The sequence below is a fragment of the Lysobacter sp. KIS68-7 genome, assembly GCF_021284745.1.
GTDB lineage: Bacteria > Pseudomonadota > Gammaproteobacteria > Xanthomonadales > Xanthomonadaceae > Noviluteimonas.
On sequence record NZ_CP089925.1, the window covers coordinates 2,623,788 to 2,646,511 of the forward strand.

At 67.5% G+C, this 22,724-nt stretch carries 24 protein-coding genes; 11 read left to right on the top strand and 13 right to left on the bottom strand.

Going from position 1 to position 22,724, the window contains the following annotated elements; translation table 11 throughout:
• Positions 1-6: 6 nt before the first annotated feature.
• The 5 genes from LVB87_RS12785 to LVB87_RS12805 form a co-directional block, all read right to left on the bottom strand.
• Complete coding sequence (locus tag LVB87_RS12785; RefSeq protein ID WP_232898338.1) at positions 7-1,419, bottom strand: replicative DNA helicase; 1,413 nt, start codon at positions 1,417-1,419, stop codon at positions 7-9.
• A 209-nt stretch (positions 1,420-1,628) separates the two neighbouring features.
• A complete protein-coding gene (gene rplI / locus LVB87_RS12790; RefSeq protein ID WP_232898339.1) occupies positions 1,629-2,081 on the bottom strand; it encodes a 50S ribosomal protein L9 in 453 nt (150 codons plus the stop codon).
• A gap of 14 nt (positions 2,082-2,095) precedes the next feature.
• A complete protein-coding gene (rpsR, locus tag LVB87_RS12795; protein WP_036164458.1) occupies positions 2,096-2,326 on the bottom strand; it encodes a 30S ribosomal protein S18 in 231 nt (76 codons plus the stop codon).
• A gap of 12 nt (positions 2,327-2,338) precedes the next feature.
• Positions 2,339-2,755, bottom strand: coding sequence for a 30S ribosomal protein S6 (gene rpsF / locus LVB87_RS12800; protein ID WP_232898340.1), 417 nt, complete (start codon positions 2,753-2,755; stop codon positions 2,339-2,341).
• A gap of 165 nt (positions 2,756-2,920) precedes the next feature.
• Complete coding sequence (locus LVB87_RS12805) at positions 2,921-3,259, bottom strand: iron-sulfur cluster assembly accessory protein (RefSeq protein WP_232898341.1); 339 nt, start codon at positions 3,257-3,259, stop codon at positions 2,921-2,923.
• A 111-nt stretch (positions 3,260-3,370) separates the two neighbouring features.
• Here LVB87_RS12805 and asnS point away from each other — a divergent pair, with 111 nt between their 5' ends.
• Genes asnS through LVB87_RS12855 form a run of 10 tightly spaced genes read left to right on the top strand, consistent with a single transcriptional unit; the run spans position 3,371 to position 10,780 of the window.
• Positions 3,371-4,768: an asparagine--tRNA ligase gene (asnS, locus tag LVB87_RS12810; RefSeq protein ID WP_232898342.1), complete on the top strand. Its 1,398-nt coding sequence runs from the start codon at positions 3,371-3,373 to the stop codon at positions 4,766-4,768.
• 9 nt (positions 4,769-4,777) lie between these two features.
• The gene (locus LVB87_RS12815; protein WP_232898343.1) at positions 4,778-5,083 is read left to right on the top strand and encodes a hypothetical protein; all 306 of its coding nucleotides are present in this window, start codon (positions 4,778-4,780) and stop codon (positions 5,081-5,083) included.
• Positions 5,076-5,405 (top strand): hypothetical protein, encoded by a 330-nt coding sequence (locus LVB87_RS12820; RefSeq protein ID WP_232898344.1) that lies wholly within the window; start codon positions 5,076-5,078, stop codon positions 5,403-5,405. Before LVB87_RS12815 ends, LVB87_RS12820 begins: the two co-directional genes overlap by 8 nt.
• Positions 5,406-5,411: 6 nt before the next feature.
• Positions 5,412-6,035 carry an FMN-binding negative transcriptional regulator gene (locus tag LVB87_RS12825; protein WP_232898345.1) on the top strand — a complete coding sequence of 208 codons (624 nt, stop codon included), beginning with the start codon at positions 5,412-5,414 and terminating at the stop codon, positions 6,033-6,035.
• A 2-nt stretch (positions 6,036-6,037) separates the two neighbouring features.
• Positions 6,038-6,823: an SDR family oxidoreductase gene (locus tag LVB87_RS12830; RefSeq protein WP_232898346.1), complete on the top strand. Its 786-nt coding sequence runs from the start codon at positions 6,038-6,040 to the stop codon at positions 6,821-6,823.
• Positions 6,824-6,832: 9 nt separating this feature from the next.
• Positions 6,833-8,254: an aldehyde dehydrogenase gene (locus LVB87_RS12835; protein WP_232898347.1), complete on the top strand. Its 1,422-nt coding sequence runs from the start codon at positions 6,833-6,835 to the stop codon at positions 8,252-8,254.
• A complete protein-coding gene (gene can, locus LVB87_RS12840; RefSeq protein ID WP_232898348.1) occupies positions 8,251-8,916 on the top strand; it encodes a carbonate dehydratase in 666 nt (221 codons plus the stop codon). Before LVB87_RS12835 ends, can begins: the two co-directional genes overlap by 4 nt.
• The gene (locus tag LVB87_RS12845) at positions 8,913-9,341 is read left to right on the top strand and encodes a RidA family protein (RefSeq protein ID WP_232898349.1); all 429 of its coding nucleotides are present in this window, start codon (positions 8,913-8,915) and stop codon (positions 9,339-9,341) included. The genes can and LVB87_RS12845 overlap by 4 nt, the downstream gene beginning before the upstream one ends.
• 4 nt (positions 9,342-9,345) lie before the next feature.
• Positions 9,346-9,876 (top strand): 3-hydroxyanthranilate 3,4-dioxygenase, encoded by a 531-nt coding sequence (locus LVB87_RS12850; protein ID WP_232898350.1) that lies wholly within the window; start codon positions 9,346-9,348, stop codon positions 9,874-9,876.
• Positions 9,877-9,889: 13 nt separating this feature from the next.
• Positions 9,890-10,780 (top strand): hypothetical protein, encoded by an 891-nt coding sequence (locus LVB87_RS12855; RefSeq protein WP_232898351.1) that lies wholly within the window; start codon positions 9,890-9,892, stop codon positions 10,778-10,780.
• Positions 10,781-10,787: 7 nt separating this feature from the next.
• Here LVB87_RS12855 and LVB87_RS12860 read toward each other — a convergent pair whose 3' ends face one another.
• The 8 genes from LVB87_RS12860 to LVB87_RS12895 form a co-directional block, all read right to left on the bottom strand.
• Positions 10,788-11,672 carry a hypothetical protein gene (locus tag LVB87_RS12860; protein WP_232898352.1) on the bottom strand — a complete coding sequence of 295 codons (885 nt, stop codon included), beginning with the start codon at positions 11,670-11,672 and terminating at the stop codon, positions 10,788-10,790.
• A 74-nt stretch (positions 11,673-11,746) separates the two neighbouring features.
• Positions 11,747-12,796: a sulfate/molybdate ABC transporter ATP-binding protein gene (locus tag LVB87_RS12865; protein WP_232898353.1), complete on the bottom strand. Its 1,050-nt coding sequence runs from the start codon at positions 12,794-12,796 to the stop codon at positions 11,747-11,749.
• A 6-nt stretch (positions 12,797-12,802) separates the two neighbouring features.
• Positions 12,803-13,645, bottom strand: coding sequence for a sulfate ABC transporter permease subunit CysW (gene cysW, locus LVB87_RS12870; protein WP_232898354.1), 843 nt, complete (start codon positions 13,643-13,645; stop codon positions 12,803-12,805).
• On the bottom strand, positions 13,638-14,492 hold the full coding sequence (cysT, locus tag LVB87_RS12875) for a sulfate ABC transporter permease subunit CysT (protein WP_232898355.1): 855 nt from the start codon (positions 14,490-14,492) through the stop codon (positions 13,638-13,640). The genes cysW and cysT overlap by 8 nt, the downstream gene beginning before the upstream one ends.
• Positions 14,492-15,514: a sulfate ABC transporter substrate-binding protein gene (locus LVB87_RS12880; protein WP_305067740.1), complete on the bottom strand. Its 1,023-nt coding sequence runs from the start codon at positions 15,512-15,514 to the stop codon at positions 14,492-14,494. The genes cysT and LVB87_RS12880 overlap by 1 nt, the downstream gene beginning before the upstream one ends.
• A 77-nt stretch (positions 15,515-15,591) precedes the next feature.
• The gene (locus tag LVB87_RS12885) at positions 15,592-16,035 is read right to left on the bottom strand and encodes an Rrf2 family transcriptional regulator (RefSeq protein WP_232898356.1); all 444 of its coding nucleotides are present in this window, start codon (positions 16,033-16,035) and stop codon (positions 15,592-15,594) included.
• A gap of 62 nt (positions 16,036-16,097) precedes the next feature.
• Entirely contained in the window at positions 16,098-18,740 is a 2,643-nt protein-coding gene (locus LVB87_RS12890) for a LuxR C-terminal-related transcriptional regulator (protein ID WP_232898357.1), read from the bottom strand.
• Between the two features lie 39 nt (positions 18,741-18,779).
• Positions 18,780-19,271, bottom strand: coding sequence for a nuclear transport factor 2 family protein (locus LVB87_RS12895; protein WP_232898358.1), 492 nt, complete (start codon positions 19,269-19,271; stop codon positions 18,780-18,782).
• 175 nt (positions 19,272-19,446) lie between these two features.
• On the opposite strand from LVB87_RS12895, the gene LVB87_RS12900 reads away from it, so the two are divergent.
• Positions 19,447-22,011 (top strand): adhesin, encoded by a 2,565-nt coding sequence (locus LVB87_RS12900; RefSeq protein ID WP_232898359.1) that lies wholly within the window; start codon positions 19,447-19,449, stop codon positions 22,009-22,011.
• The last annotated feature ends 713 nt before the right edge of the window (positions 22,012-22,724 follow it).

Sequence of the window (22,724 nt, forward strand, 5' to 3'; positions counted from 1 at the left end):
CGTTCGCTACTCGAAGCTGCCCACCGAATCGTGGGCCAGGTTGTCGAAACGGGTGTACTCGCCGAAGAACTTCAGCTTGATCGAACCGGTCGGACCGTTACGCTGCTTGCCGATGATCACTTCGGCCAGGCCTTTGTCCGGCGAGTTTTCCTTGTTGTAGTAGTCGTCGCGGTAGATGAAGACGATCACGTCCGCGTCCTGCTCGATGGCGCCGGATTCGCGCAGGTCGGCCATCACCGGGCGCTTGTCGGTACGCGTTTCCAGCGAGCGGTTGAGCTGCGAGAGCGCGATCACCGGGACGTTGAGTTCCTTCGCCAGGCCCTTGAGCGAGCGCGAGATCTCCGAGATTTCCGTCGCGCGGTTCTCGTTGTTGCCCGGCACCGCCATCAGCTGCAGGTAGTCGATGACGATCAGGCCCAGGTCGTGCTCGCGCTTCAGGCGGCGCGCCTTGGCGCGCAGGACGTCGGGCGACAGGCCCGGCGTGTCGTCGATGAAGATCTTCGCTTCGCGCAGCAGGCGGATCGCGCTGGTCACGCGGCTCCAGTCTTCGTCTTCGAGCTGGCCGGTGCGCAGGCGCGTGGCGTTGACGCGGCCGCAGGAGGAAATCAGGCGCAGCGCGAGCTGCGAGGCCGACATTTCCATCGAGAAGACGGCGACCGCCTTCTTCGTCTTCATGGCCGCGAACTCGGCCATGTTCAGCGCGAGCGTCGTCTTGCCCATCGCGGGGCGCGCGGCAAGGATCAGAAGGTCCGTGGGCTGCAGGCCCGCGGTCATTTCGTCGAATTCGGTGTAGCCCGTCGGCAGGCCGGTGACGCTGCCGCCGTTCTCGTAGCGCTTCTGCAGCACGTCGAAGGCTTCGGACAAGGCGGTGGTGACCGAGGTGAAGTCGGTGCGGCCGCGCGCGCCGGCTTCGGCGATGGCGAAGACGTCCTGTTCGGCCTTGGCCAGCAGTTCCGCGGAGTCGCGGCCTTCGGGCTGGAAGCCGTCGTTGACGATGCCGGTGCCGACGTCGATCAGCTGCCGCAGCACGGCCTTGTCGCGCACGATCTCGGCATAGGCCTTGATGTTCGCGGCCGAGGGCGTGGTGCTGGCCAGTTCGATCAGGTACGCGCCGCCGGCGACCTGTTCGGACAGGCCCATCGACTCGAACCATTCGCCAAGCGTCACCGCGTCGTAGGGCCGGTTGCGTTCGGCGAGTTCGCGGATCGCGCGGAAGATCAGCTGGTGGTCGCGCCGGTAGAAGTCGTTCTCGACGAGCGCGTCGGCGACTCGGTCGTAGGCATCCGGGGCGAGCATCAAGCCGCCGAGCACCGCCTGTTCGGCTTCCACCGACTGCGGCGGCACGCGCAGTTGTTCGACCTTGTGGTCGTTGCGCGTTGCAAACGCGCTATCCGAACGCATGCCCTGGCGTACGCTCATCGACGATCCTGCTCCCCTGTCCTGGTCGGTGATGCTAGTCGCGCACGGGCGACGACCGTTGCAGACAACTCTGTGGATAACCGGTGCAAATCGCACGGGTTGAGACGGAAGCGCGCGCTCTGCGCACAATCGCGCGAAACGTTCGCAAATCCGGGCGAAAAAAAACGGGCGCCCGGTGGGCGCCCGTTCGTGTTGCGTTGCTGCCTGGCTTAGGCGGCTTCGGCGACGACCACGACCTTGACGGTCGTTTCGATGTCGGCGTGCAGGTGGACCAGCACGTCGTACTCGCCGATGTTGCGGAGCGGGCCTTCGCCCATCACCACTTCCGACTTCTCGACCGGCATGCCGGCGGCGGTCAGGGCTTCGGCGATGTCGCGCGGGCCGACCGAACCGTACAGCTTGCCTTCGGTCGACGCGTTGGCGGCGATCTGCACCGACGCGCCTTCCAGCTTGGCCTTGCGGCCTTCGGCGCCGTCCAGCGAGGCCTTGGCCTTCGCTTCGTATTCGGCGCGCTTGGCTTCGAACTCGGCGACGTTGGCGGCGGTGGCCGGCACGGCCTTGCCCTGCGGCACGAGGAAGTTGCGGCCGTAACCCGGCTTCACCTTGACCTTGTCGCCGAGGTTGCCGAGGTTGGTCACCTTCTGCAGGAGGATCAGATCCATTTCTATTTCCTCCCTCAGGCGTTGTGGTTGTCGGTGTACGGGATCAGCGCGAGGAAGCGGGCGCGCTTGACGGCCGACTGCAGCTGGCGCTGGTACTTGGACTTCGTACCCGTGATGCGGCTCGGCACGATCTTGCCGGTCTCGGTCAGGTACTGGCGGAGCGTGTTGAGATCCTTGTAATCGATCTCCTTGACGCCCTCGGCCGTGAACTTGCAGAACTTGCGGCGGCGGAAGAACTTGGACATGGGTGCGGTTCCTTAGGCGGCTTCGGCGGTGTCGTCGTCGGCGGTGCCCACGGCACCGTCGTCGTCGCGGCGGCGACGCTCGCCACGCTCGGGCTTGTCGCCCTTCTCGTCCTTGTTCTTCATGATCAGCGACTGCTCGCTGACCGCATCGTCGCGCTTCATGACGAGGTGGCGGAGCACCGCATCGTTGAAGCGGAAGGTGTCGACGAGTTCGTTGAGCACGTCCTGGGTGGCCTCGATGTTCAGGAGCACGTAGTGCGCCTTGACGAGGTTTTCGATCGGGTAGGCCAGCTGGCGGCGGCCCCAGTCTTCCAGGCGGTGGATCTTGCCGTTGCCGTTTTCGATGAGCGACTTGTAGCGCTCGATCATGGCCGGCACCTGTTCGCTCTGGTCCGGGTGGACCAGGAACACGATTTCGTAATGACGCATTGTCGTTCCTTGTGGATGTGGCCGATATGCACGGCCGGACAGCCCCCCGGGGAGTGGTGCGAGACAGCCACCCGGTGGAGCAAGGGTCCCCGCAGGCGGCCATGGCCGTTTGCGAGGGCGCGAAATTATGGGGGAATCAGGGGGTTAGGGCAACCCCGCCGACGCTCAGGCGGCGTCGGCCCGCGTCGTGAAGCTTTCCCCGCAGCCGCATTCGGCGGTCGCGTTGGGGTTGTCGAACACGAACTGCTCGTTGAGGCCCTGCTTCAGGAAGTCGATCCGGGTGCCGTCGACGAAGGCCAGGCTCTCGGCGTCCACGTAGATGCGCACGCCGCCGGATTCGAAGACGGTGTCGCCTTCGCGGGCGTCCTTCGCCAGGTCGGCGATGTAGCCCCACCCCGAACAGCCGGTCTTCTTCACGCCGAAACGCAGGCCCAGCGCGGCCGGCGCGGCGTCGAGGAAGCCACGGACGCGTTCGAGGGCGGCGGGAGCGAGGGTGATGGCCATGCGGGAAAACTCCTTCAACGTGCGTGCATTGTAATCGTGCCCGGGCGGCGGCATCGCTCCGGTACACTTGCCGGTTCAGGAAGTGCGCCCGCACGAAAGAGGAATCAAGGCATGACGGTGGTCAGCGTCGAACACGCGCTCTCGGGCAAGATGCCCGCCGGTGGCGAAGTCACGGTCCGCGGCTGGGTGCGCACCCGGCGCGATGCGGGTCCGCTCAGCTTCGTGCACGTCAGCGACGGTTCCTGCTTCGCGCCCATCCAGGTGGTCGCCACCAATGCCCTGCCCAATTTCGAGAGCGAAGCCCGCAAGCTGACCGCCGGCTGCGCCGTCGTGGCGCGCGGGACCCTGGTCGCCTCGCAGGGCAAGGGCCAGTCCTACGAGATCCAGGCCACGTCCCTGGAAGTGGTCGGCTGGGTCGAAGACCCGGAGACCTACCCCATCCAGCCCAAGGCCCACTCGCTGGAATTCCTGCGCGAGGTCTCGCACCTGCGCCCACGCACCAACCTGTTCGGCGCGGTCACCCGCATCCGCCACTGCCTGGCGCAGGCCGTGCACCGCTTCTTCCACGAGCAGGGCTTCTACTGGGTCAACACGCCGATCGTGACGACCTCCGACGCCGAGGGCGCGGGCCAGATGTTCCGCGTCTCCACGCTCGACATGGCCAACCTGCCCCGGGACGCCGCCGGCGCGGTCGACTTCACGCGCGACTTCTTCGGCAAGGAAACCTTCCTCACCGTTTCCGGCCAGCTCAACGTCGAAGCCTTCTGCCTGGCGCTGAGCAAGGTCTACACCTTCGGCCCGACGTTCCGCGCGGAGAACAGCAACACCACGCGGCACCTCGCCGAGTTCTGGATGATCGAGCCGGAGATCGCCTTCGCCGACCTCGACATCGACGCGCGCCTGGCCGAGGACTTCCTCAAGTACCTGTTCCGCGCCGTGCTCACCGAGCGCGCGGACGACATGGCCTTCATCGCCGAGCGCGTGGAGAAGAGCGCGATCACGCGCCTGGAGACCTTCGTCAACGCGCCGTTCGAACGCATCGACTACAGCGAAGCGATCCGCCTGTTGCAGGCCTCCAAGGTGAAGTTCGACTTCCCGGTCGAATGGGGCCTGGACCTGCAGACCGAGCACGAGCGCTGGCTCACCGAACAGCACGTCGGCCGCCCGGTCGTGGTGATGAACTATCCCGAGCACATCAAGGCCTTCTACATGCGCCTGAACGACGACGGCAAGACCGTCGCCGCGATGGACGTGCTGGCCCCGGGCATCGGCGAAATCATCGGTGGCTCGCAGCGCGAGGAACGCCTGGACGTGCTGGATTCGCGCATGGCGCAGTTCGGCCTGGATCCGGCGCATTACGGTTGGTATCGCGACTTCCGCAAGTACGGCACGGTGCCGCACGCCGGCTTCGGCCTCGGCTTCGAGCGCCTGGTGGTGTACGTCTGCGGCCTGTCGAACATCCGCGACGCCATCCCCTACCCGCGCACGCCGGGCCATGCGGAGTTCTGACGCCGCACGATGATCCTGTTCTTCGCCCTCCTCTTCGTCGCCATCGCCATCGCGGGCGCGACTGCTTTCGTCATCTTCTGGCCGCTCGCGCTGGTGCACGTGCGCGACCGCCATCCGCAGGTCGCCGAGGAACTCGGTACCGGCGCGTTCCTCAAGCCGCACGCGCTGGGTTGGCTGTTGCGCAAGGGCTATCGCGACGCGCGCGATCCGCAGCTGAGCGGGCTCGCGGGGCCGGCGCGCATTTCCTTGATCGTGATCCTGACGGGCCTCGCGCTCGCGGGCCTGCTGTGGCTTTGGGCGAAGGCCTATGGTTGAAGACGACGACATGTTGGAAGAAGCGGGCCGCCCGCACTGGTGGCTGGCCACGCTCGGCCGCACCATCGTCTGGGCCCGCATGCGCGTGCGCGATGCCGGCACGGCGGAAGTGTTCGACAGCGACGGCAACACCCTCGTGTACGACAGTCCCGACAGTGCGCGCGCCGCGTTGATGGACGCCGAGTTCATCGAGTACGAAGGCCTTGACCGCGAGGATGCGATGGACCGCGGCTTCGACCTCGATGAAGTCGTGCCGCCGCGCGCCGACAGCGACGACGCGCTGCGCATGCAGATGGTCCGGCAACTCTCGCCGAGGCACTGAGCCCGCATGTACCTGCCGCGCCACTACGCGTCGCACGACCCACGAGCGCTCGATGCGCTGATCGCCGCCGATCCCTTCATCACGTTGATCACTGTGCGCGATGGCGCGCCGACCGTGAACCACCTCCCCGTGCTGTTCGCACGCGAGGGCGACCGCGTCGTGTTGCGTGGCCACTGGGCCAAGGTGAATCCACAAGCCACGCACGCCGGCGAAGCGCTCGCCATCGTGCATGGCCCGCACGCCTATGTGTCGCCGTCGTGGTACCCCGACAAGATTCCGCAGTCGCGCGTGCCGACGTGGAATTACGTCGTGGCGCACCTGCACGGCACGCTCGAACTCCTCGAAGACACCGAGTCGCTCGCCGCCATCGTCTCCGACCTGAGCGACCACAACGAACCGCAGGTCGGCCAGGGCTGGCGCTACGTGGACGACGATGCGCATCGCAGCCAGCTGCGCGGCATCGTCGGCTTCCGCATGGTCGTCGATCGCTTCGACGTCAAGGCGAAACTCAGCCAGAACCATCCGATGCACAACCGCGAGGCCGTGATCGCGCGCCTCGCCGCGCAGGCGAGCGACAACGCGCGCGACGTCGCACGCCTGATGCGCGACACCCTCGTCCAGGACGACTGAACATGGATCTTTCCCTCAACGGCAAGCACGCGCTGGTCTGCGGCGCCTCCGAAGGCATCGGCCGCGCCGCTGCGCACGAACTCGCCTTGCTCGGCGCCGACGTCACCCTCCTCGCCCGCCGCGCCGACGCACTCGAAGCGCTCGCCAAGGAACTGCCGCGCAAAGCGGGACAGGAACACGGCTGGCTCGCCTCCGACGTGCTCGACACCGAACGCCTGCGTTCGCAGGTGCAGGCGCTCGCCGCGGGCAAGCCCGTGTACATCCTGGTGAACAACACCGGCGGCCCGCCGGGCGGGCCTGCCAACCTCGCCAACAGCGACGCCTTCGAACGCGCGTTCCGCCAACACCTGCTCGCCAACCAGGCGCTCGTGCAGGCGGTGCTGCCCGGCATGCAGGCTGCGCACTGGGGCCGCATCGTCAACGTCATTTCCACGTCGGTGAAGGAGCCCATCGCGGGCCTGGGCGTCTCCAACACGATCCGCGGCGCCGTGGCCAGTTGGGCGAAGACGCTCGCCGCCGAACTCGGCGGCCATGGCATCACCGTCAACAACGTGCTGCCCGGTTACACGCGCACGCAACGTCTCGACCAGATCCTCCGTGACCGCGCACAGGCCACGGGCCAATCCGAAGACGCGATCGCCAAGGGCATGCTCGCGACGGTGCCCGCGGGGCGCTTCGCCGAAGCCTCGGAGCTCGGCGCCGTGATCGCCTTCCTCTGTTCCCCCGCGGCGGGCTACGTCAACGGCATCAACGTGCCGGTCGACGGCGGCCGCACCAAGTCGCTGTAAGCTAACGCGATGCGCCTCACCCACTGGATCGACGGCGAATCGCGCGACGCATCGAGCGGCCGCTGGCTCGATGTGCACGACCCCGCCACCGCGCAACCTTACGCGCAAGTCGCCGCCGGCGACGCGCGCGACGTGGACGCCGCCATCGCCGCGGCGCAACGCGCCTTCCCCGCCTGGTCATCGCTGCCCAACAGCGAACGCGCGCGCTGGATGGAACGCCTGGCCGATGCGCTCGAAGCGCGCCTGGATGATTTCGCGAAGGCCGAAGCGCGCGACGGCGGCAAGCCGCTGAAGCTCGCGCGCGACATCGAAATTCCGCGCGCCGTCAGCAACCTCCGTTTCTTCGCGCACGCCGCCACGCAATTCGCCAGCGAATCGCACCACGGCCAGGCCGGCCTCAACTACACCCTGCGCCAGGCGCTCGGCGTCGTCGGCACCATCTCGCCGTGGAATCTGCCGCTGTACCTGTTCACCTGGAAGATCGCGCCCGCGCTCGCGGCCGGCAACACGGTGGTCGCCAAGCCATCGGAGATCACGCCGGCCTCGGCGGCGATGCTCGGGGAACTCGCGGCGGAGATCGGATTCCCGAAGGGCGTGCTGAACATCGTGCACGGCCTCGGGCCTGACGTGGGCGAGCCGCTCGTCATCGATGCGCGCACCAAGGCCATCTCGTTCACGGGCAGCACCGCGGTGGGCAAGCGCATCGCCACGCTCGCCGCACCCTTGCTGAAGAAGGTGTCGCTCGAACTCGGTGGCAAGAACCCGACGATCGTCTTCGCCGACAGCGATTGGGAACGCAACCTCGACACCATCGTGCGCTCGGCCTTCCAGAACAGCGGCCAGATCTGCCTGTGCGGTTCGCGCCTGCTCATCGAACGCCGCATCTACGCCGAGTTCCGCGACGCCTTCGTCGAACGCGCCACCGCGCTGAAGATCGGCGACCCGATGGAAGCCGACGTCGACTTGGGCCCGCTCGTCTCGCAGGCCCACTTCGACAAAGTCGTCGGCGCCATCGAACGCGCGAAGCAGGAAGGCGGGCAAGTGCGTTGCGGCGGACAGGCCTTGCAGCGCCCGGGCTGGTTCGTCGCGCCGACCGTGATCGACGGACTCGGCCCCGATTGCGCGACCAACCGCGACGAAATCTTCGGCCCGGTGGCGACGCTGCAGTCCTTCGAAGACGACGACGACGCCCTGCACCGCGCGAACGCCGGCGATTACGGTCTCGCAGCCTCGGTGTGGACGCGCGACCTCGCGCGCGCGCACCGCTTCGCAGCGCAGCTGCATTGCGGCATCGTCTGGATCAACACCTGGCTGATGCGCGACCTGCGCACGCCGTTCGGCGGCATGGGTCAGTCGGGCCTGGGCCGCGAAGGCGGGCTCGAGGCGATGCGCTTCTTCACCGAACCCCGCAACGTAGGAATCGCACTATGAGCCGTCGCCTGGACGACCTGTTGCGGAACAACAAGGAGTGGGCCGAACAGGTCCGCCGCGAAGACCCGACCTTCTTCAAGCGCCTGTCCGCGCAGCAGTCGCCGAAGTACCTGTGGATCGGCTGCTCGGATTCGCGCGTGCCCGCCAACCAGATCATGCGGCTGGATCCGGGCGAGGTGTTCGTCCACCGCAACATCGCCAACGTCGTGGTGCACGCGGACCTCAACTGCCTGTCGGTGATCCAGTTCGCGGTCGATTTGCTGAAAGTCGAACACATCCTGGTCACCGGCCACTACGGCTGCAGCGGCGTGCATGCAAGCATGACCGGCGCGCGCGTGGGCCTGGCCGACAACTGGCTGCGGCACGTCGGCGATGTCGCGATGAAGCACGCGGCGCTGCTGGAAGAAGTCGAGCTCGAAAGCCTGCGCCATGCGCGCCTGTGCGAACTCAACGTGATCGAACAGGTCGTCAACGTCTGCCAAACCACCATCGTGCAGGACGCCTGGGCGCGCGGGCAGAACCTGACCGTGCACGGCTGGTGCTACTCGCTGCTCGATGGCCGCGTGAACGACCTCGACATGGGCGTGGCCGCACCCGACGAACTCCAGGCGGCGTACGAGAACGCCATCGCCCGCACCCGCATTTCGAAGGCCCGCGCATGAGCGATGTGATCCAGGCGTCGTCCGCACCCAAGCCCGTCGGCGTGTATCCGCATGCGCGCCGCGTCGGTGACCTGCTGTTCCTCTCCGGCATCGGCCCGCGCGATCCCGCAACGAATGCAATCGCCGGCAACGAATATTTCGCCGATGGCCGCGTGCGCAAGTACGACGTCCAGGCGCAGGCGCGCGCCGTGTTCGCCAATGTGCGCACCGTGCTGGAAGCCAGCGGTGCGCAGTGGGAAGACCTGGTCGACGTGACCGTCTACCTCACCGACATGGCCCGCGACTTCAAGGCCTACAACGCCGTGTGGGCCGAACATTTCTCGGATCCCGCGACCGCGCCGTGCCGCACCACGCTGGGCATCACCGCGCTGCCGACGCCGATCGCCATCGAACTCAAGTGCGTGGCCGCACTGCGCAAGGGCTGACCCCATGCTTCCGAACCCCCTCGACCTGCAGGCCTGGATCGAAGAGCACCGCCATCTGTTGAAGCCGCCCGTCGGCAACAAGTGCGTGTACGACGGCGATTTCATCGTGATGGTCGTGGGCGGCCCGAACGCACGCACCGACTACCACTGGGACGAAGGCGCCGAGTGGTTCTACCAGCTCGAAGGCGAAATGATCCTGCGCATCCAGGAAGACGGCGCGGTGCGCGACATCCCGATCCGCGCCGGCCAGACCTTCCTGCTCCCGCCGCGCGTGCCGCACTCGCCGCAGCGCATGCCCGATTCGGTCGGCCTGGTCATCGAGCGCAAGCGCCTGCCGCACGAACAGGACGGCCTGCTCTGGTACTGCGAGCAGTGCAACACCAAGCTGTACGAAGAGTTCTTCACGCTGCAGAACATCGAGCAGGATTTCCCGCCCGTGTTCGATCGCTTCTATTCCTCGCGCGAACACCGCACCTGCAAATCCTGCGGGCATCTGAATCCCGCACCCGCCAAGTATGTGATGCCCGATACCTGATCGGAGAGTCGCCATGCCCGCAGGCCAGTCCGTCCAGACCACGCGACGCGGCGAATTCCGGCGGATCATGCGCGCGCTCGAAAACAAACCCGCGCTGCGCGCGCGCACGCCGGTGGTGTTCTGCGAAGGCGATTCCTGGTTCTCCACGCCGCTGGCGATGAACCTGCTCGACTGGCTGGTGTTCCCCACGCCGCAGGAAGAAGCGCGCGGCGTGCCGATCGTGGGCCAAGGCGGCCTGTTCTTCCGCGCCGAGCACAGCGGCGACCTGGCGCTGGACATCTTCAAGCCGCGCAACTTCAACGACCTGATGCGCTGGTATGGCGGCTTCGACTTCGACATCGCCCTGCTCAGCGCGGGCGGCAACGATTTCGTCGGCACGTTCCTGGAGAAGACCTTCGCGCGCCTCGGCCCGATGACGCCGCAGGCTGCGTTCGACGTGGTGCGTACGAAGACCACGCGCTATGCCGACGTGCGCAACGCTTACGCGTCCGGGCTCGCCCGCATGCTTGCGGTGCGTCCGAACACGCCGATCATCGGGCACACCTATGCGTATCCCTTGCGCATGGGCGTGGCCGCGGAACTCACGCTCGCCAACATCGGCGCCATCGCATTGATGAAGGACGACATCGGCCCGTGGATCGGACCGCCGATGAAGCACGTGTTGCCGACCGTCGCGGAGCAACGCCAGTTCGCCAGGCTGCTGATCGATGGCTTCGTCGAACTGGTGCTGGAACCGCTCGCGCGCGACCCGCGTTTCGCGGGCCGCTACCGCTTCATCGACCTGCGCACGCAGGCGCCGAACGTAAGCGACTGGTTCGACGAAATGCATCCGACCGGCGAGACCTTCCATCGCCTGTCGAAACCCTTCGCGGCGGAGATCGCGGCCGCCGCGCCGGGCGCCTGATCGGGGATCAGGCGTAGGTTTCGGCCATCGCGGGCGGACGCGGTTGGCCGCAGACATCGCGCCAGAAGAAGTACATCACGCCGGTCGTCAGCGGATACATCACCAGCAGCAACGCGACGTACACCGGAATGACCAGGACCAGCGCCCAGGCGCTCTGGGCGACCAGGGTGGCGAGCGTCCCCACGATCGCCACCAGGATCCCGAACACGATGCCGATGACGAGAGCCAGCACGATGCCCGCCAGCATGAGCACGACGAGCGGCACGACGTTTTTGATGGTGCCGGCCGCGCCGTCGCGAATGCCCTCCAGGGGACCGCGCCCTGCGATGGCGACCTGTGCGTAACCGAGGGTGTGCACGCCCATCCAGAACAGGGCGAAGGCAAAGAGCATCAGGAACATCGGCCAGAAGTGCGTCGGCATGGCGAGCCGACCAGCGGCCTGCGGATTCGTGGCCACCGTCGCGTACGACTCGAAGATTCCAGGACCGAAACCCACGACGATCACAGCGACGACGGCGACGGTCAGCAGGGCCATCAGGAGGAGGGAAAACCCGATCAACGGCAGCGCCAAGCCTTGGCGATAGGGCCCGAAGACGTCGGATGCCCGTGCCGGCTCACCGCGCTCGATGCGATCGACCATTTGCAGGTAGCCGCCCATCAACGGCGCGAGTGCGATGCCGGCCAGGAGCGACAGGGCAAGCGTGCCCCAGAACACCGGCATGGAATTCGGGTAGGCCAGGCGCAGCGGCAACGAGACGCACGTCGGCACGAGCGAGAGCAGGAACACGATGAGGCCCGCCCCGATCAGCGTCTTGGGCCGCTTGCCAAGCAGTTGGAACGAATTCTTCAGCCATGAAATGCCCGCAAACGGTGCGGCAGTGCGCGTCGTCATGTAGTCCCCAGTCGATCGATGGAATCCCCGAACGCGATTCAGCCACGGCGAGGGTCCACGAGGCAAGCGCCGCGTCAGGCGTCCGCGTCGGGGTAGAGCGATGCCTCCAACGGCCGCACATGCACCCTGTCGCCGACCCGCGGGAGTTCGGACGCCTCGTCCAGGTCCATCTCCAGCGTGCGCGCCTGCCCTGCGCACTCCAGTTCGGCGGTGATGCGATCGGCGCGTCGGAAGAAATCCACGACACGCGCTTCGAAGCCTTCGCCCTCGCCCACCAGTTCCAGGTCGTGCGGCCGCGTCATCAACACGGCAGGCCCTTCGAAGTCGCCGCTTTCGACGGGCAGTCCGCCTGCATCGCCCTCGAGGAAGAAACGCCCATCCCGCACGCGTCCTTCCAACCGGTTCGCACGCCCGATGAACTCGAACACGAACGGCGACGAAGGCGCGCGATGGATCTCCTCGACCGTGGCCACTTGCTCGATGCGCCCTTCGCGCATGACGACGACGCGATCGGCCAGCTCCAGCGCCTCCTCCTGGTCGTGCGTGACGAACACCGTCGTCTGCCCGGTCTGCTCGTGCAGGCGCCGCAACCAGCGACGCAACTCCACGCGCACCTTCGCATCCAGCGCACCAAAGGGCTCGTCGAGCAGCAGAACGCTCGGATGGATCGCCAAGGCACGCGCCAGCGCCACGCGCTGCTTCTGGCCGCCGGACAACTGGTCGGGATAGCGCGTGCCGAGCTCGGGCAACTGGATCAGCGTCAGCAACTCTTCAACGCGCTTGTTGATCTCCGCGCGCGGCGGCCGATGGCGACGCGGCCGGCTGCGCAGGCCGAAGGCGATGTTCTCCGCCACCGTCATGTGCCGGAACAACGCGTACTGTTGGAACACGAAGCCGACGTTGCGCTCGCGCAGGCGCATCTCGGTGGCATCCGTGTCGCCGAAGTGCAGCGTGCCCGCATCCGGATGCAGCAGGCCCGCGATCACGCGCAGCAAGGTGGTCTTGCCCGATCCGGAAGGCCCGAGCAGCGCGACGAGTTCGCCCGATGCGATGTGCAGGTCGACGTCGTCCAGCGCCGCCACGCCGGGGTAATGCTTGGTGATGCCGTGCAGGTGCAGGTCCATGCGCGCTCAGTGTCTCCGGTGGGCGCGTGCGAGCGCATCGCCATGCCGCGCCTCCAGCCAGAAGCGCACGACCAGCGTGACCAGCGCAAGCGCGGCCAGCAGCGAGGCCACCGCGAACGCCGCGGTCGCATGGAATTCGTTGTAGAGGATCTCGATGTGCAGCGGCAGCGTGTTGGTCAGGCCGCGGATGTGGCCCGACACCACCGACACCGCACCGAACTCGCCCATCGCGCGCGCGCCGCACAGCAATACGCCGTACAACAGCGCCCACTTGATGTTGGGCAGCGTGACGCGGCGGAACACATGCCAGGCGCCCGCGCCCAGCGAACGCGCGGCCAGCTCCTCTTCCGCGCCCTGCTGTTCCATCAACGGGATCAGCTCGCGCGCGACGAAGGGAAAGGTGATGAACAAGGTCGCCAACACGATCGCGGGCGGCGCGAACAGCACCTGCACGTTGTAGCGCGCCAGCAGATCGGCGAACCACCCTTCCCGCCCGAACAGCAACACCAGGCACAGGCCCGCCACCACCGGCGACACCGCGAACGGCAGATCGATCAGCGCCAGCAACACCTGCTTGCCGCGGAACTCGAAGCGCGTGACCGCCCACGCCGTCGCCATCCCGAAGAACGCGTTCAAGGGAATCACGATGGCTGCCGTCACCAGCGTCAGCCTGAGCGCGGCGCGTGCATCCGGCTCCACCAGCGCGGCGAACCACACGCCCACGCCTTCGCGAAACGCGGCGCCCAGCACCATCGCCAGCGGCATGACGAGCAGGAAGGCGACGACCAGCATCGCGAGTGCGATCAAGGTCCAGTGCACCCAGCGCGGCGCTTGCAAGGGATCACGCATCACGGCGCTTCCTGGCGAACAGACGCGGGATCAAGGTGTTGATCGCCAGCAGGCAGAGGAACGACGTGGCGAGCAACAGCGCCGCGATCGCCACCGCGCCGTCGTAGTCGTACTCCTCCAGGCGGATGATGATCAGCAGCGGCGCGATCTCCGTCTTGAACGGCAGGTTGCCGGCGATGAAGATCACCGAACCGTATTCGCCCACCGCACGCGCGAACGCCAATGAAAAACTGGTGAGCAGCGCAGGTGCGAGTTCCGGCAGCACGACGCGGCGGAAGGTCGTGAAGCGGCTGGCGCCGAGCGACATCGCCGCTTCTTCCTGGTCGCGCCCCAGCGTTTCGAGCACCGGTTGTAGCGTGCGCACCGCGAACGGAAGTCCGACGAAGATCAGCGCGATCACGATGCCCGGCGTGGCATAGGCGATTTTCACGCCGAAGGGCTCGAACACGCGCCCCACCCAACCGTTCTGCGCATAGATCGCCGTCAGCGCGATGCCCGCCACGGCCGTGGGCAATGCAAACGGCAGGTCGACCAGCGCGTCCATCAGCCGCCGCCCGGGGAATCGATAGCGCACGATCACCCACGCGACCAACGCGCCTGCGATCGATGCGATCACCGCCGCAATCGAAGACGCGCCGAAACTCAACGCCAGCGACGCCCGCACGCGCGGATCGTGCAACACGTGCAGCCACCCTGCCGTCCCGAGCCCCGCCGAGCGCACGACCAGCGCGGCGAGCGGCAACAGCACGATGAGCCCGAGCCAGGCCATCCCCAGCCCGAGGCTCAGCCCGAAACCGGGCAGCGGATTGCGCATCCGCCGCCGCAGGTCGGTCGCGATCGTCGACATCAACCCCCCGGTCGATAGATGCGATCGAAGAAGCCGCCGTCTTCGAAGTGCGTCTTCTGCGCCTTCGCCCAGCCGCCGAACGCGCTGTCAATCGTCACCATCGGCACCTTCGGAAACTGCGCAAGCAGCGCCGCCGGCACCTGCGCCGGTTCGGACGGCCGGAAGTGATGTTTGGCGACGATCTGCTGGCCCTGCGGCGAATACAGGAAGCGCAGATAGGCTTCGGCCTGCTTGCGCGTGCCGTGCGCATCGACGTTCTTGTCGACCCACGCCACCGGGGGCTCGGCCTTGATGCTGATCGACGGCACGACGATTTCGAACTTGCCGCGCGACTGCGGATCGGCCTGCGCCAGCAGCGCTTCGTTCTCCCACGCAATCAGCACGTCGCCGATGCCGCGTTCGACGAAGGTGGTCGTCGCACCGCGCGCACCCGTGTCGAGCACGGGCACGTTGGCGAACAGCTGCTTCATGTAGCCGAGCACCTTGTTGCCGTCGCGGTACTGGCGCGAGGCCCATGTCCAGGCGGCGAGGTAATTCCAGCGCGCGCCGCCGGAGGTCTTCGGATTCGGCGTGATCACCGCGACGCCCGGGCGCACCAGGTCGTTCCAGTCCTTGATCCGCTTCGGATTGCCCTTGCGCACCAGGAACACGATGGTCGACGTATACGGCGCGCTGTTGTGCGGCAGGCGTGTCTGCCAGTTCGCCGGCAGCAGCTTCGCCTTGTTCGCGATCTGGTCGATGTCGGCCGACAACGCGAGCGTCACCACGTCGGCGCCGAGGCCATCGATCACCGCGCGCGCCTGCTTGCCGGAGCCACCGTGCGAGCTGCGGATCTCCAGGGTTTCCCCCGTCTGCTGCCGCCATTGCGCGATGAACGCGGCGTTGACGTCTTCGTACAACTCGCGCGTGGGGTCGTAGGACACGTTGAGCAGCGGCGGTGTCTTCGCCGAAGCGACACCGGCCAGCATGCCGACGGCGAGCGTCGCGCAGAACGCGAGCGACAACGGGAGCGAACGGAGCATCGGATTCCTTCCAGCAGGCGCACGGTCGGGCAGGCTCGTCTGCGGGATGTTCGCTGGACGTGATGGCGAGGCGACGGTCATGCGGAAACTCCGGGGCCTTGGGGGGACTGTGTCCGGTCCTGCAATGCCTGCAACGTGCAGGTATCCAGCACGGAGGCGAGCGCTTCGCGCGCTTCGCGCATGAGGCCGCGCACCGCGCAGCGCTCGGGATCGATGCAGTCGGCGCACGGCGCGTACGCGGTGACGCTCGCGCATCGCACGGGGGCCAACGGACCGTCGATGGCGCGGATCAGATCGCCGACGAGGATCTGGTCGGCCGGCTTGGCGAGTGCATGGCCACCGGCCTTGCCGCGTGCGCTTTGCACGAAACCGGCGCGGCGCAGATCGACCAGGATGGCTTCGAGGAACTTCGGCGGCACGTCTGCCTGCGTGGCGATCGCCCTCGCCTGCAACCACTGCCCACGCGCCGCCGCCAGCGCGCACATCGCCCGGAGTCCGTACCTGGCCTTGTTGGTGAGCATTTCCTATATCAATGATAGGAAATAAAACCGCTGTCAATCCCGAGGCGATGGACGGCGCCTCCTCAGGCCACGAGTCCGAGCATGCGGGCCCGCTCCACCGCGTGTCGGCGCGACCCGGCGGAGAGCTTCGCGAACAGGTTCTTCAGGTGCCACTTCACGGTCTCGCCGCTCACGTCGAGCGCGCGTGCAATGGCTTTGTTCGGCAGGCCCTTCCCCAGCAGGTCGAGGACTTCGGCCTCCTTCGAGGTGAGCATCGCGATGCGTGACTGCGGACTGCGCACGGACGCTGCCGGCTCGGGACGCGCGTTGCGCTGTGCATCGGCGAGCAGCTGCGCGGCGAGCGGATGGGCGTCGGCCGCCAGGCGCACGTGGCCGGCGATCGAGGCGAGATCCTGCGCCTCGTGCAGCAAGGACATCGCCGTGCGTTCGTCGCCCCGCTTCCAGGCCGCGACACCACGCAGCACCTTCACGCGCTGGATGTCGTTGCCGCAGTTGAGCGCTTCGGCGATGGCATCGGCGTCGGCCAGGTGGAGTTCGGCGGCGTCGAGGCGATCGTCCGCGAGTGCGGCGTGGGCGCGGGCGATGGCGGTGGCCAGGCGGTATTCGGCACGCAGCGGACGCAGGTCCGCATGGTCGAAGGCCGGTGCGAGGCCATCGATCGCATCGAGCAGGCGCACCACGGTTTCCCGGCGCGCGCGCGCGGCATGCACGCGCACCTGGTCGGCGAGCGCGATCGCGCGCAGGCGCGGCAGGTCGCGCCGCGCACCGAGCGCATCGAGGCTTTGCAGGATCGCGAGCGCGGCGTTCTCGTCGCCTTGGGCGAGCGAGGCCGACGCGAGCGTGCGATAGGCCGACAACAGATTGTCGGGAAAACCGCAGCGCTCGATCACGTCGAGGCGATTGGCGAGCAGCGCCTGCGCTTGTGCGATGTCGCCGCGTTCGTAACGTGCACGCGCCACGATCGACGCATGCAGGCTCGCGATCATGCCGCGGCGGTTGTCCCGCTCGGCGTGCAGCAGCGCGGGCAGCAGAGAGGCTTCCGCGCGCGCGGGATGTCCGTCCCACAGATGGCTGAGTGCGCCGATCATGCGACCGAACGCGGCCGCCAGGCGCAGGTTGCCGGCATCGCCGAAGGGCGTCTGCTGCGCGACGAGCGCACGCACCTGCCCCGTTTCGCCGTGGTGCAGCGCGAGCATCGCGCGCGTGCTGAGGGCGGCCAGGACATAGAGCGGCCCGCCGCCTGCCTCCGTGGGACCGGGCCACTGCTCCAGCAGCTTCGGCAACAGGCCCAGGCGATCGGCGAAGATCGAAGAGCCCGCGCCGATGCGCAGCGCGATCGCCCGCGATTGCGGCGTGGTGTCGCGCTCGTGGAGGACATCGCGCGCGATGACGATGGCTTCGGCGTTGCGATCGCCGAGCGCCAGCACCGAAGCGGCGACCAGGCGCAGGTCCGTATCGCCGTCGAGCATCTGCGCAGGCAGGCGATCCAGCCATTCGCGTGCTTCGGCGACCTTGCCTGCCGTGGCCAGCGCCCACAACGAGCGCGCAGCGTAGGACTGCGCAAGCGTTTCTTCGCCGGCGGCGAGCGCATGCGTGGCCGCTTCGTGGAAGCGTTCGCGCTCGGCGTACCAGCGCGAGGCGCGCAGGTGCAGCCCCGAGCGCTCGCGTGCCGACAGCGCTTCGAAGCGGCTGAGCAGGAAGTCGCGCGCGAGCGGATGCAGCCGCATCCATTGCGTGTGCTCGCCGGTGGTCATCAGCGGCGTTTCGCGCACCAGGCGTTCGAGGACCGCGCGCGGTTGGCGGCAGCCGGTCACGGTCTGGAACAGGTCGGAATCGAAGTGCTCGAGGATGCAGGCACGCACGAGGAAATCGGCGACATCCGGCGGCAGGCGCGACAACAGGGAGGTGACGAAGTATTCCTGCAGCTTGCCGTGGCGCGCCGACAGCCCGCGCGCGGCGCGCGCCGCGTCGGGTTCGCGTTCGATGGCCGAAATCGCCAGTTGCAGGCCGATGGGCCAGCCTTCGGTGGCGTCGTGCAAGTGCGCGCGGTCGTCCAGCGAAATGCGATCGCCCAGCACAGAGGCCAGGATCGCAATCGATTCCTCCAGCCGCAGCCGCAGGTCTTCGGTGGCGAGCGTGCCGCACTGGCCTTTCGCCGCGAGTTCCGACAGCAGCAAGGGCAACGCGATGCGCGTGCCGATGGCGATGTGCAGGTTCGCCGGCGCGTTGAGCAACAGGTATTGCAGCGCGCCGCGCACGCTGCCTTCGGGCAGGCGCTCGGCTTCGTCGATCACCAGCCCCACCGGCGTGCCGCGTTCGGCGATGGCGGCGAGCAGCGAAGTCAGCGCGGCGTAGGCATCCGATGTGCTGGCCGAGCCCTCGTCCGGCAGTTCGTCGAGCACCCCGCCCACGCGGAAGGCGTGGCCGAGCGCCAGCGCGAAGCGCGCGGGATGGTCGGACTCGCCCGCGTTGAACCACGCCACGATCGCGCCACTGTCGAGCCACCAGCGCCGCCATTGCAGCAGCAGCGTGGTCTTGCCGAAACCGGCCGGCGCCGTCGCCGTGAAGACGGTGCGGTCGTGATGGCTGCGCCAGGCATCACGCAGGTGCGCGCGCTCGAGGACGGCGCGCGGCATGCGGGGCGGCGTGGCTTTGAGGACGAATTCGGACACGTTCATCTCGTCCGAATCGACGCGGACGCCCATCGGAATCGGTCATGGGGGCGCACGCGGCGCCCGGCGAAGTCAGCCGTGCCGGCCCGACCAATGGATGTGCGTGATCTTCCAGCCGCTGGCCGTACGGGCCAGGACCATGGTTTCGATCACGGTTTCGGAAGGCCCGTTTGCGGTAGCGGCCATGGGGCGGAGGCGTTTTTCGCTCAGGATCCAGGCCACATCGTTGCTGCCGCGGACGTCGCGGCGCACGAGTTCGCGCTGGACGCTGCGCAGCGCGGTGGAATCGCCCCTGGCCGCACCGTCGATATAGACATCGCGCAGGCCGAGCACCTGCCCGTTCGACATCACCACCGCTTCGGGCGTCATCAATTGGCGCGCCGTATCGAACTGCCCATTCACGAGCGCGGACATGAAGCCGTCGACGACTTTCGCGGCCTCGGCCGCGGCAGGCGAAACGCTTGCGGTACTGGCGGCGGGAGAAGCGGCAGGCGGCTGCGCAAAGGCGCTACCCGCGGTCACCGTGGCGACGGCGAGGGAAAGGGAAAGCAGCAGGGAACGCACGTGGAATCCGGATTACGGGGGATGGCGCCATTGGGGACTTTTGCCGTCCGCGGCGCACCCCCCAACGCGGGGGGGAGTCGGCACTCCGGGTTCTGCGCAAAGTCGGCCGGTTGGCGCGTCAGGCCCAACGCTCATCGGCCGCCGCCGAACCGACCATTCCAGGGGAAATTTTTTCGTGAAAACCGCTCGTCGTCATGCGCGCAACAAGACCCTCAACCGCGCGCACCTCACCGCCTCCTTGCTGATGGCCATGGGCCTGGCACCCACGATCGCGATGGCGCAGGACTGCGCCACCGCCACGCCGGGCCAGACCCAGTGCGTCGGCGCGACCGCGACCGGTGCGTTCGCCACCGCCGTCGGCAACCTCGCCACCGCCAGCGGCGCGAACAGCTCCGCCTTCGGCGTCAACGCGAAGGCCACCAATGCCAACACCGTGGGCGTCGGCAACAATGCCACCGCCAGCGGCCTGAACGCGGTGGCCATCGGCAACAACGCCGCGGCCACGGGCAACAACAGCAACGCGATCGGCAACGGCGCAAAGGGCGTCGGCATCTACACCAACGCCTTCGGTTACCTCGCCAACGCGCAGGGTTCCTACAGCAATGCGATCGGTGCGTACACCAACGCCACCGGCAGCAGCAGCTCGGCGTTCGGCAATCGCGCCACCGCGAGCGGCTCGGCGTCCACGGCCCTCGGCCGTTCGTCGACCGCCTCCGGCCAGAACACCGTGGCCGTCGGCGATCGCGCCAATGCGGCCGGCGCCTACGCCACCGCCGTCGGCGCCCGCTCCTCCGCGGCCGGCATCTGGAGCACGGCGATCGGCAAGCAAGCCAATGCAAGCGGCGCGTACGGTCTCGCCGTCGGTGCCAACACGAAGGCGACCGGCATCCTCTCGACCGCCGTCGGCGCCTGGGGTGCGGAAGCCGCCGGCAAGTACTCGATCGCGTACGGCAACGACTCGCATGCCCTGCAGCAGAACTCCCTCGCCATCGGTTCGTATGCCCGATCGCTGGCGAAGTACGCCATCTCCATCGGCACGGGCGCCTACACCACGGGCGCGTACTCGATGGCGATCGGCAACGAAGCGTTCGCCAACGGTTGGGACGCGACGGCCATCGGCTACAGCGCCGCCGGCATCGGCGACGAGTCCGTTGCGATCGGCTCCTACTCGTGGGGCGCGGGCAAGAACGGCGTTGCCATCGGTCTGCTGTCCACCGCAGCCGACGATTACGCCACGGGCGTCGGCGCGTTCGCGAACGCCTACAGCTTCGCCAGCACTGCGATCGGTACGTACTCCAACGCGTTCGGCCAGTTCAGCAACGCCACGGGCGCGTACGCTTGGGCGGCCGGCGATTTCGCCAGCGCCACCGGCGCCTACGCCACGGGCCTGGGCAAGATGAGCACGGCCGACGGTGCGTATGCGCAGGCGCGCGGCGAAGCGAGCGTTGCCAACGGTGCGTACAGCATGGCAGTCGCCGATTTCAGCACGGCCGTGGGTCCGCTCGCCGTTGCCGGTGGTGTGTCGAGCGTCGCGCTCGGCGACACGTCGGCGTCCGTCGGCGACTACAGCGCCGCGCTCGGTGCGTACAGCACCGCGATGGGCAACAACAGCGTCGCGCTGGGTTCGTACTCGGTGGCCGACCAGGACAACACGATCTCCGTCGGCTCCGTCGGCAATGAACGCCAGATCGTCAACGTCGCCGCCGGTACGCAGGACACCGACGCGGTCAACGTCGGCCAGCTCAACAACGCGCTGGTCGCCGCGGGCGCCAGCAGCGCCGCGCAGCTCGACACCGTCGCGGCCGCGCTCGGCGGCGGCGCGTCGATCGACTACAACGGCCTGCTCGCGATGCCGACCTTCGGCGTGCAGGGCAGCAGCTACTACAACGTGGGCGATGCGTTCACCGCGATGGACGGCTACATCAGCGACCTCACCACGCGCGTGACCTCGCTGGAATCGACCCCGGGCCTCGGCCTGCCGGTCGGCACGGGCAGCGGCCTGGCGCTCGGTTCGGGCAGCAATGCCACCGACACCACCGACACCGCGTTCGGCGCGAATGCGAACGTCGGCGCCGACAGCGGCACGGCGATCGGCAGCGGCGCGAGCATCGCGGCGGTGGCGACGGATTCGGTCGCGGTCGGTGCGAATGCCAGCGTGACCTCGGCCTCCGGTACTGCGATCGGCCAGGGTGCGAGCGTCACGGCGAATGGTGCGGTTGCGATCGGCCAGGGCTCGGTCGCCAACCAGGCGAACACGGTCTCGGTCGGCAGCGCCGGCAACCAGCGTCGCGTCACCAACGTCGCCGCCGGTACGGCGCCGACGGATGCGGCGAACGTGGGCCAGGTCAATGCGGGCGTGGCGACGGCAAATGCGTACACCGATGCGTCGTCGGCGCAGACGTTGAACACGGCCAACGCTTACACCGACAGCCGTTTGAAGGCGTCCAACGATGCATTCACGCAGTTGGCCGATGACGTTGGCCAGCGTTTGCACCACCAGGATCAGCGCATCGATCAGGAAGGCGCGATGAACGCGGCCATGATGAACATGGCGATCAATGCGGCGAATGCGCGCAGCGATCGTGGTCGCCTGGGTGTCGGCGCTGGTTTCCAGAACGGTGAGGGTGCGTTGTCGGTCGGTTATTCGAAGCAGATCGGTGAGTCGGCTTCCTTCAGCATCGGCGGTGCGTTCAGCAGCGACGATTCGTCGGCGGGTATCGGCTTCGGTATCGATCTGTAAGTAACAGCATTGCGGCCCTATCCGGGGGGACAGTGCCGCGCAGCGACGCCGTGTCGGGGTTCCGGCACGGCGTTTCTGTTTCTGTGGTGATTGAAGAGCGAAGAGCCTCGGCTCCGGAGGGTCGGACCGCCACGCCCTCGGTTATCGCGCCTGTCGGGTGGCCTACAAGCCGCATCCCTGCCACCGGACACCCGCCCGCCTCGCCATCCGTGGCGGGGCTTCAGTCGCGACAACCGAGGGCGTGCCGGTCCTTCACCGCGATTTGCCGGGGTGCTGCGTTCGCCTGATGGTGCAGCCAAACCGGGCGAACGGGGTGACCGCTTTCGACCCAAAGCGGACGTTCGGTGTGCGACAGTGACTCTCCATCTAAGGCGGAGTCGACATGGACCACAAGCGGCATTGCGTTGCCTGACGCCAAACCCGGTTGGTCTTTGGAGGGCCATCTGCGCTTGGTCAACGGCAAATGGGCACGCTTCCGGGTTGACGCTGAAGGCCCCGTCCACACCAACAAGTTTGGCGAACTAAAGCGATGGCGCGAGATATTCGGTGGATATGACTGCGAGGAGAGTGCACGGCGCTACATGCAGGAGCACTACGGCCAAGACCCGTTCAAGGGAAGCCCTGAGACGTATTGAAAAACCCCGATTGCGAGGTCAGTCCATCCCCACCGAAATTTGCCGCTGCTTGATTAAACGCGACACGTTCGAGCACTG

Excerpts from the sequence above, each read along its gene's own strand:
- LVB87_RS12785 (WP_232898338.1), bottom strand. The coding sequence starts at position 1,419 with ATGAGCGTACGCCAGGGCATGCGTTCGGATAGCGCGTTTGCAACGCGC.
- rplI (WP_232898339.1), bottom strand. The coding sequence starts at position 2,081 with ATGGATCTGATCCTCCTGCAGAAGGTGACCAACCTCGGCAACCTCGGC.
- rpsR (WP_036164458.1), bottom strand. The coding sequence starts at position 2,326 with ATGTCCAAGTTCTTCCGCCGCCGCAAGTTCTGCAAGTTCACGGCCGAG.
- rpsF (WP_232898340.1), bottom strand. The coding sequence starts at position 2,755 with ATGCGTCATTACGAAATCGTGTTCCTGGTCCACCCGGACCAGAGCGAA.
- LVB87_RS12805 (WP_232898341.1), bottom strand. The coding sequence starts at position 3,259 with ATGGCCATCACCCTCGCTCCCGCCGCCCTCGAACGCGTCCGTGGCTTC.
- asnS (WP_232898342.1), top strand. The coding sequence starts at position 3,371 with ATGACGGTGGTCAGCGTCGAACACGCGCTCTCGGGCAAGATGCCCGCC.
- LVB87_RS12815 (WP_232898343.1), top strand. The coding sequence starts at position 4,778 with ATGATCCTGTTCTTCGCCCTCCTCTTCGTCGCCATCGCCATCGCGGGC.
- LVB87_RS12820 (WP_232898344.1), top strand. The coding sequence starts at position 5,076 with ATGGTTGAAGACGACGACATGTTGGAAGAAGCGGGCCGCCCGCACTGG.
- LVB87_RS12825 (WP_232898345.1), top strand. The coding sequence starts at position 5,412 with ATGTACCTGCCGCGCCACTACGCGTCGCACGACCCACGAGCGCTCGAT.
- LVB87_RS12830 (WP_232898346.1), top strand. The coding sequence starts at position 6,038 with ATGGATCTTTCCCTCAACGGCAAGCACGCGCTGGTCTGCGGCGCCTCC.
- LVB87_RS12835 (WP_232898347.1), top strand. The coding sequence starts at position 6,833 with ATGCGCCTCACCCACTGGATCGACGGCGAATCGCGCGACGCATCGAGC.
- can (WP_232898348.1), top strand. The coding sequence starts at position 8,251 with ATGAGCCGTCGCCTGGACGACCTGTTGCGGAACAACAAGGAGTGGGCC.
- LVB87_RS12845 (WP_232898349.1), top strand. The coding sequence starts at position 8,913 with ATGAGCGATGTGATCCAGGCGTCGTCCGCACCCAAGCCCGTCGGCGTG.
- LVB87_RS12850 (WP_232898350.1), top strand. The coding sequence starts at position 9,346 with ATGCTTCCGAACCCCCTCGACCTGCAGGCCTGGATCGAAGAGCACCGC.
- LVB87_RS12855 (WP_232898351.1), top strand. The coding sequence starts at position 9,890 with ATGCCCGCAGGCCAGTCCGTCCAGACCACGCGACGCGGCGAATTCCGG.
- LVB87_RS12860 (WP_232898352.1), bottom strand. The coding sequence starts at position 11,672 with ATGACGACGCGCACTGCCGCACCGTTTGCGGGCATTTCATGGCTGAAG.
- LVB87_RS12865 (WP_232898353.1), bottom strand. The coding sequence starts at position 12,796 with ATGGACCTGCACCTGCACGGCATCACCAAGCATTACCCCGGCGTGGCG.
- cysW (WP_232898354.1), bottom strand. The coding sequence starts at position 13,645 with ATGCGTGATCCCTTGCAAGCGCCGCGCTGGGTGCACTGGACCTTGATC.
- cysT (WP_232898355.1), bottom strand. The coding sequence starts at position 14,492 with ATGTCGACGATCGCGACCGACCTGCGGCGGCGGATGCGCAATCCGCTG.
- LVB87_RS12880 (WP_305067740.1), bottom strand. The coding sequence starts at position 15,514 with ATGCTCCGTTCGCTCCCGTTGTCGCTCGCGTTCTGCGCGACGCTCGCC.
- LVB87_RS12885 (WP_232898356.1), bottom strand. The coding sequence starts at position 16,035 with ATGCTCACCAACAAGGCCAGGTACGGACTCCGGGCGATGTGCGCGCTG.
- LVB87_RS12890 (WP_232898357.1), bottom strand. The coding sequence starts at position 18,740 with ATGGGCGTCCGCGTCGATTCGGACGAGATGAACGTGTCCGAATTCGTC.